This window comes from Pseudomonas sp. TWI929 (genome assembly GCF_039673335.1).
Classification (GTDB): Bacteria; Pseudomonadota; Gammaproteobacteria; order Pseudomonadales; family Pseudomonadaceae; genus Aquipseudomonas.
On record NZ_JBDJLK010000196.1, the window covers coordinates 1 to 451 of the forward strand.

The 451-nt window shown below is 63.2% G+C and carries 1 protein-coding gene; it reads right to left on the reverse strand.

Annotation, left to right across the window (positions count from 1 at the left end):
• Window positions 1-451: immunoglobulin-like domain-containing protein (locus ABE456_RS28535; protein ID WP_346646912.1), on the reverse strand; the 451-nt coding region annotated here is incomplete at both ends.

Sequence of the window (451 nt, forward strand, 5' to 3'; positions counted from 1 at the left end):
CTGGCCATTGGACAGGGTCACGGTCACCGCCGTCTGAGCCGGGTTGCTCAGGGTCACGGTGTAAGTGATCACGCCACCTTCGGTCACCGACGGGCTCGCCGTCAGGGTCGCCGTGGTGTTGTCGGTCGAATCATTGATCGCCGTCTGCGCGGGCGTCGGGTTCGGGGTCAGCTGTTCGAAGTTGCCGCCCGTGGCGCCTTCGATGGTCACGCTAACGGTCGAGCCGTTGTTGTAGACGTCATTTGCCGGGGTCTGGAAGTCGACACTGCCCTGGGTCTTGCCGGCTTCAACGGTAATGGTCTGGCCGTTGGACAGAGTCACGGTCACCGGAGTCTGGGCCGGGTTGCTCAGGGTCACGGTGTAAGTGATCACGCCACCTTCGGTGACGCTTGGCGAAGCAGTCAGGGTCGCGGTGGTATTGTCGGTCGAGTCGTTGATCGTCGTCTGGGCC